Here is a 6,678-nt window from a genome sequence, read left to right on the forward strand (position 1 = left end):
GCCCCGGCACCCGCCGATGGCGCACGCCGCGCGACCTCGGCTGCCGCCGCCCGCAGGCGCGTCGCCGCCGCCACGAGCGGAACGAGCGGCAGGCGATCCTCCAGCGCCGCGGCCAGCGGCTCAAGCTCCGCGAGCAGCGAGGCCACGCTCGCCGCGTGGTCGAGCGGGACGACCGGCGTGGCGAGCAGCCGCCACGTCACATCGGCCATCACACGCGCGTCGCGCACCAGGTTCGCCTCGTCCACCTTGTCGATCAGGTCGTGCGGCGTGTGCCACCACCAGCCGAGCGCGTTGCGCGCCGCCTCGTGCTTGGCGGGCTGCTCGCTCAGCGTGCCGAACATGGAGGGGATGCCGACCCCCACGAAGCTGTCGTCGCTGCTGCGGTTCTTGCGCTTGCCGACATAGGCCTCGTTGGTGTGGCGCGTGATGGCCTCGGCGGCGATGGCATGGAGTTCGGCCATGGCGGCGGCGTTGGCGAGGACGCTCGCACCCGTGCCGCCGAGGCTGTCGACGTTGACATGCGCGACGCAGCGGCGGTCGAGCTCGTCCCAATGCGAATCCGCGTACCAGGCGGAACCCGAGTAGCGGCCATGGGAATGACCGGACCAGAAGCACACCCGGAGCCCGCGCTTCCAGTCGGCGCGCCGCGTGGCACAGATGCGCGCCACCTCCATCATGCCGGCATTGGCCGAGCCGTTGTCCATCACGCCGTGGTACCAGGTGTCGTGATGGCCGGAGAGCAGCACGAAGGGATCCTCCGCCCCGCCAGGCCCGTCCAGCTCCGCGACCAGGATCGGCGTCGGGCGCCAGCCCGTGTCGACCTCCGCCTGCAGGGTCACCACCGGCGCGCGCCCGCCCAGCAGCGCGTCGCGGATCGCCGCGCCATCGGCCTGCGCCACCGAGCAGACGACCGTTGCGGGCATCTCCGCCAGCGTGCCGGTGCCCGGGCTGCCCCAGACGGGGGAGATGCACATCTCGTGGATATGCTCGTGGTGGCTGATGTGGAGCTGCCCCGCGGCGCCCGCGCGCGTCGCGCGCTGCGCGGTGGCGGGCGTTGCCATCCCCTCGATCAGCAGGATCCGGCCGCTGAGGTCGCGACCGGCGAAATCCGCCTCCGTCCCCTGGCCGAGATGGACCGGAACGCCCGACAGCCCGCCGGGCGGGGAGGAGAGCGAGAAGGACTGCGTGATGGCTGCGACCGGCCCGCCGTCCACCAGCACGGCAGCCTTGCCCGGCAGGCTGATATAGGCGTCGTGCAGCAGCACCTTGGTCCGGTAGCCGTAGTCGCGCATCCGTCGCTCGATGAAGCCAAGTGCCTCGCGTTCCTCCGCCGTGCCGGAGAGCTTCACCCAACGCGCGATCTCGCGCAGGTTCGCCATCATCTCCGGACCGCTTACGAGCGCGCCGGGGCTCTCGGGCAGGGTGTGCGGCATGCGGTGCTCCTTCATCCGCCGGGCCGGGCCGGCATTGCGTCTCGGGCCGTGCGGCGCTTCGGCGCGGCGCCCGCGCCGATATCCCACCACAGCCCGGCCATCAGCCCGAGACCCTCGCGCAGCAGCGGCGCGAGCGCGTGCTCGTCCGGCCCGTGCTGGTTGCAGCCGGCGTAGGAGTTGGGAATCCAGATGACCGGGATGCCGAGTTCCTCGAGGAACATGTCGGACGGGTTGGATCCCGACGAATTCGGCACGATGTTCGGCGCGCGACCGGCGGTTGCCGTGATGGATGCGGCCACCGTCGCGACCCAGGGATCGTCCGGATCAGTCCGCGCCGCGCCGAACATGTCGCGCTCCAGCACCGGCACGACCGCCACGTCGCCGAAGCCGCGCGCATTGAGGTGGCGGCGCAGCGCGGGGACGATCGCCGCCCCTGCGACGTCGGCCGCGTGGCGCACCTGCATTCGCGCGCGTGCTTCCCCCTGGACGGCGTTGGTCGGCGCGTCGGGATGGCCGGTCACCTGCGCCAGCACGATCACGCTGGTCCAGCCGAAGATCTTCTCGCCCTTGGTCAGGCCGGGCTCGCCCCAGCCGGCATCGGGTTCGGGCAGGCCGGGGATGTCCTCGAAGACCAGCCCCGCGATGGCGCGCTTCACGGCTGGCGGGATGGCGGGCGGCGTCCAGCCTTCGACCAGGATGCGGCCCTCCGGCGTCACGATGCTCGCCAGCGCATGCGCGAGACGGAAGGCGGGATCCTTGAGCACGCCGCCCCAGTGGCCGGAATGATGCGCGTGGTCGCGCAGATGGACAATCAGGTCGAAGGCGACGCCGCCGCGCGCACCGAGCCGCATCTCCGGCATGAAGGTCGCCTGGCGCGGGCCGTCGAGGCCGATGAAGACATCCGCGGACAGGTCGCCGCGATGCGCGCGCAGCAGGTCGCGCAGCCCAGGCGAGCCCTGCTCCTCCCCGGTCTCGACCAGCAGCTTCGCGTTGAAGCCGAGGGACCCGCCGCGCTCCGCAATGACGGCGCGCAGCGACTCGATGGCAATGAGGTGCTGGCCCTTGTTGTCGACCGTGCCACGGCCGTACCACTTCTCGCCACATACCGTGACCTGCCAGGGGTCGAGCCCCTCGCTCCACTGCCCGGCGAGGCCGCGCACCACGTCGCCATGGCCATAGACCAGCACCGTGGGGAGGGCCGGGTCCTCGATGCGCATCGCGACGAAGACCGGGCCGCGGCCCTCGTGCGGGTTCGCCGCCACGCGCGTCGCGAAGCCCATGCCCCGCATCAGCGCCGGCAGTGCCTCGTCGCAGTAGCGTGTGAGAACCGGCAGGCTCCCCGGCATCTGGCTTTCTGTCGGCAGCGCGACGAGGCGCCGCAGCGCCGTGAGGAAGGCGCCGTCGTCGAAGCACCGCGCGGCCCGTGCGATCGCGCCGTCCCGTGAGCCCGCCATGCACGCCGCCCCCTGCGCTGCCGCGGCGATCGTGGCACCGGAGGGTCGGGCCGTGAAGCGGCCTCGACGCCAGCGGGCAGGTCCGCGTGCCAGGCCGGCACGGTTCGGGCGCCTGGAGATCTGTCTCCTACGGCACCATCCGATCACACCGGATCAGAGTCGCCGGATAACGCTCGAGCGCGTGGCGCCCAGGCCCGCCGCATCGCGCCACGCGACGGCCCCGGGCGATCCACCCGGCCTCGAGTTCAGCGGCAACCAGATCGCCATGCCCAGGGCCGGTTGGGCAGACATCGCGCTGCGCGATGCGACGCTCATCTCCCGCGTCGAACGTTTGCCCTCCCGTTCGGCTCGAGCATAAGCACGGGGGCAGGGCCGCCCCCGCTCTCACCCGATGGACACCAGCGTCGCCCTGAACTGCGCCGCGCAGGCCTCCCACGACCAGCGCTCCGCATGTGTGCGGCATGCCACCCGGTCGCAGTCGAGCGCCCGCAGGCACGCCGCGCGCAGATCCTCGTCCAGCGCGCCCACGCGCGGGTCGGTCACCACATCGACCGGCCCGGTCACCGGAAAGGCCGCGACCGGCGTGCCCGCGGCCAGCGCTTCGAGCAGCACCAGACCGAAGGTGTCGGTGCGGGACGGGAAGACGAACACGTCGGCCCCGGCATAGGACCGCGCGAGCGCGCCATTGTCCCGGTATCCGGTGAAGTGCACGGCGGGGAAGCGGTGCATCAGCCCTGCCCGCGCCGGGCCGTCGCCGACCACCACCTTGCTGCCCGGCAGGTCGAGCGCGAGGAAGGCCGCGATATTCTTCTCCACCGCCACGCGCCCGGCATAAAGGAAGACCGGCCGCGGCAGGCCTTTCCATTGGTCGCGCGGCTCGGGGCGGAAGCGCGCGAGGTCGACGCCGCGCGTCCAGGCCCGCACCTTCGTGAAGCCGCGTGCAGCGAGGTCCTCGCGCAAGGATCGCGTGGCCGCGAAGGTGCCCGCGCCGGCCTCGTGGAAGCGGCGCATCACCGCCCAGGACCAGGCGTGCGGAATGTGCGTGCGCGCATGCAGGTATTCGGGGAAGCGCGTGTGGAAGGCGGTGGTGAAGGGCCAGCCTCGCTTGCGGCACAACGCCCGCATCGCCCAGCCCAGCGGGCCTTCGGTCGCGATGTGCACCGCCTCCGGCGCGAAGGCTTCGACCAGTGCCGCGAGCTTCCGCCCCGGCGCGACCGCAAGCCGGATCTCCGCATAGCCAGGCATGGGGATATTGAGGAAGCGGTCGGGTCCGATCACCTCCACCATATCGCCGCCCGCGCGCAGATGGTCCACCACGATGGACAGCGTCCGCACCACGCCGTTCACCTGCGGGTGCCAGGCGTCCGAGACGATCAGGATGCGCAAGGGCGCGCTCCGCGCACCGATGCAGTCGGCGGCCAGCGCCACGCCAGCATCGTCCATCGAACCCTCAGGCGGCGGGCAGGGCGGCGGGGGCGCGGCGCGGCGCGCGGGCGAAGGACAGGCGGTTCTCCCGCGCCCAGTCGATCAACTCGAAGCGCCCGTCCGCGTGTTCGACGAGCGCGGTGCAGGATTCCACCCAGTCCCCGTCGTTCATGTAGAGCACGCCGGAGACGGTGCGCATCTCCGCATGGTGGATGTGGCCGCAGATCACGCCGTCCAGGCCGCGGCGCTTCGCCTCGGTCGCGAGCGCCGCCTCGAAGCGGTCGATCGCCTTGACAGCTTCCTTCACCTGGCGCTTCAGCCATTGCGACAGCGACCAGTAGGGATAGCCGAGCCTGCGCCGCGCAGCGTTGAACCAGCGGTTCAGCGTCAGCGCCCAGTCATAGGCCCAGTCGCCGAGATGGGCGAGCAGCTTCGCGTAGCGGATCACGCCGTCGAACTCGTCGCCATGGATGACGAGGAAGCGGCGCCCGTCCGCGGCCTCGTGCACCGCTTCGCGCTGCAGCCTGACGCCCGCCACCTCGAGCCCCAGCCAGTCGCGGAAGATCTCGTCGTGGTTGCCGGGGATGTAGACGATCTCAGTCCCGTGGCGCGCCATGCGCAGCACCAGGCGGATGGCCTCGTCATGGTCGGCATCCCAGTACCAAGAACGGCGCAGCCGCCAGCCATCGACGATGTCGCCCACCAGGTACAGGCGCTCGCATTCGACGCGCTTCAGGAAATCCACCAGGAAGTCGCTGCGGCAGCCCTTGGTGCCGAGATGCACGTCGGAGAGGAAGATGCTGCGGTAGCGGCGGCGCGGGGCGGTCTCGTGCATCCGGCTCGGTCTCCGTGCGCCGCGGGCGGCGCGGGCGCGTCCCGCGCGATTCGACGGCGTGCTGCAGATGCGCGGGCGGATAGCCCGCGGATCGAGGGCCGCGCGTGAATCTTGGATGAAGCATGCTGTCCATGGCGTTGCGGACGCGCCATGTCATTCCAGGGACGCGCAACCGTCCCCGAATCGTCACCGCAGCACTGCCAGAAGCCCTGCCCATGCCCAGGCGCATGATGATCGTCTTCAACCCCGCCGCCGGCGGGCGGCGCCTTCGCCGGCTGCTTGCCGCGCTCGACGTGATGCGCGGCCTCGGCATGCGGCCGGAGGTAGCGGAGACGACCTGTCGTGGCCATGCGACGAAGCTTGCGCGCGATGCCGCGCGCGACGGCGTCCGCACCATCGTCGCCGCCGGCGGGGACGGCACGATCGCCGAGGTCGCAGCGGGGCTGTCGGGATCGGACAGCGCGCTCGGCGTGCTGCCGCTCGGCACGGCGAATGTGCTCGCGCTGGAACTCGGCCTGCCGCGAAGCCCCGCCCGCGCGGCGGAGGTGCTTGCGATGGGGCGCACCGCGCTGCTGCATCCGGGACTCGCGCGCTACGCCGATGGGCGACAGGTGCTGTTCGTGCAGATGCTCGGCGCCGGCTTCGACGCGGCGGTGGTCCATCACCTTCCGGGCGGGCTGAAGCGCGTCATCGGCAAGGGCGCCTATGTGCTGCAGACGATCCGGGAGATGCCGCGCTATCGCTTTCCCACCGTGTCCGCCGAGCTCGACGGGCGGCGGGAGGACGCGGCGAGCGTGATCGTCACGAAGGGCCGGCTCTATGCCGGGCGCTTCCTTCTCGCCCCCGGCGCCGACCCGCATGCGGAAGGCTTCCATGTCGCCCTGTTCCGCGACGCGGGCGTGCTGGCGGCGATGCGCTACGGCGCGGCGCTGCCGCTCGGCCTGCTGCCGCGGCTGCGCGGCGTAGACCTGATCCGCGCTGGGACGGTGCGGCTGGCTGGGATTGGCGTGCCGGCCCAGGCGGATGGCGATGCCGCCGGCGGGCTGCCGGTCGAGATCGGCCCCGCGCCGCGGCCGATGCGGATCGTGGTACCGTGACCCCCCGGGCTTGGCGGATGCGGGGGAGGGGAACCTCTCCCGAGCCCCCTCCCTTTTCTAACTTTTGGGCGCCGAGCGTGGAGGGCGGGACCCGATGGCAGCGATGATCAAGTTCGCGCACGACACGCGCCTGAGGCCGGTGGTCAACGGGGCACCGATCGAGGGGCCGGAGGCGCATGGCGTGCTTACCAGCGCCGGTGAACGACGAACGCCTCTTGGAGGGTTCGACTTCGGCAACAAGGGCATCCGCTTCGAACCCGGGGATGTGAAGCCTGAGTTCTGGCTCACCTCGAAGCACCAGGCGTTGGCCGACTTCCTGCCGGTCGTCGCCTGCTGGGGCGTCTCGGCGGAGTTCCGGGAGGTGGTGGAAGCCTTCGAACCCGGCCTGCACCAGTTCTTCCCGATCATGATCCGCCGGCCCAACGGCAAGCCGA

At 71.7% G+C, this 6,678-nt stretch carries 6 protein-coding genes; 2 read left to right on the forward strand and 4 right to left on the reverse strand.

Features of this window, described 5'->3' with window-relative positions; genetic code table 11:
• The 4 genes from HW577_RS17990 to HW577_RS18005 form a co-directional block, all read right to left on the reverse strand.
• Nucleotides 1–1,433, reverse strand: a 1,433-nt coding sequence (locus HW577_RS17990; RefSeq protein WP_198377524.1) for a M28 family peptidase, incomplete at its 3' end; no start/stop codon positions are given.
• An 11-nt stretch (nt 1,434–1,444) separates the two neighbouring features.
• On the reverse strand, nt 1,445–2,887 hold the full coding sequence (locus HW577_RS17995; protein ID WP_198377525.1) for a M20/M25/M40 family metallo-hydrolase: 1,443 nt from the start codon (nt 2,885–2,887) through the stop codon (nt 1,445–1,447).
• 384 nt (nt 2,888–3,271) lie between these two features.
• Nucleotides 3,272–4,330 (reverse strand): glycosyltransferase family 4 protein, encoded by a 1,059-nt coding sequence (locus tag HW577_RS18000; RefSeq protein ID WP_232475036.1) that lies wholly within the window; start codon nt 4,328–4,330, stop codon nt 3,272–3,274.
• 7 nt (nt 4,331–4,337) lie between these two features.
• The gene (locus HW577_RS18005) at nt 4,338–5,147 is read right to left on the reverse strand and encodes a UDP-2,3-diacylglucosamine diphosphatase (RefSeq protein ID WP_198377526.1); all 810 of its coding nucleotides are present in this window, start codon (nt 5,145–5,147) and stop codon (nt 4,338–4,340) included.
• A gap of 215 nt (nt 5,148–5,362) precedes the next feature.
• Here HW577_RS18005 and HW577_RS18010 point away from each other — a divergent pair, with 215 nt between their 5' ends.
• Together HW577_RS18010 and HW577_RS18015 are read left to right on the forward strand one after the other, a co-directional pair.
• The gene (locus HW577_RS18010; RefSeq protein ID WP_232475037.1) at nt 5,363–6,244 is read left to right on the forward strand and encodes a diacylglycerol/lipid kinase family protein; all 882 of its coding nucleotides are present in this window, start codon (nt 5,363–5,365) and stop codon (nt 6,242–6,244) included.
• Nucleotides 6,245–6,338: 94 nt separating this feature from the next.
• A partial coding sequence (locus HW577_RS18015) for an imm11 family protein (RefSeq protein ID WP_198377527.1) occupies nt 6,339–6,678 on the forward strand: 340 nt, incomplete at its 3' end.

Source organism: Neoroseomonas rubea (assembly GCF_016106015.1).
GTDB classification, from domain to species: domain Bacteria; phylum Pseudomonadota; class Alphaproteobacteria; order Acetobacterales; family Acetobacteraceae; genus Neoroseomonas; species Neoroseomonas rubea.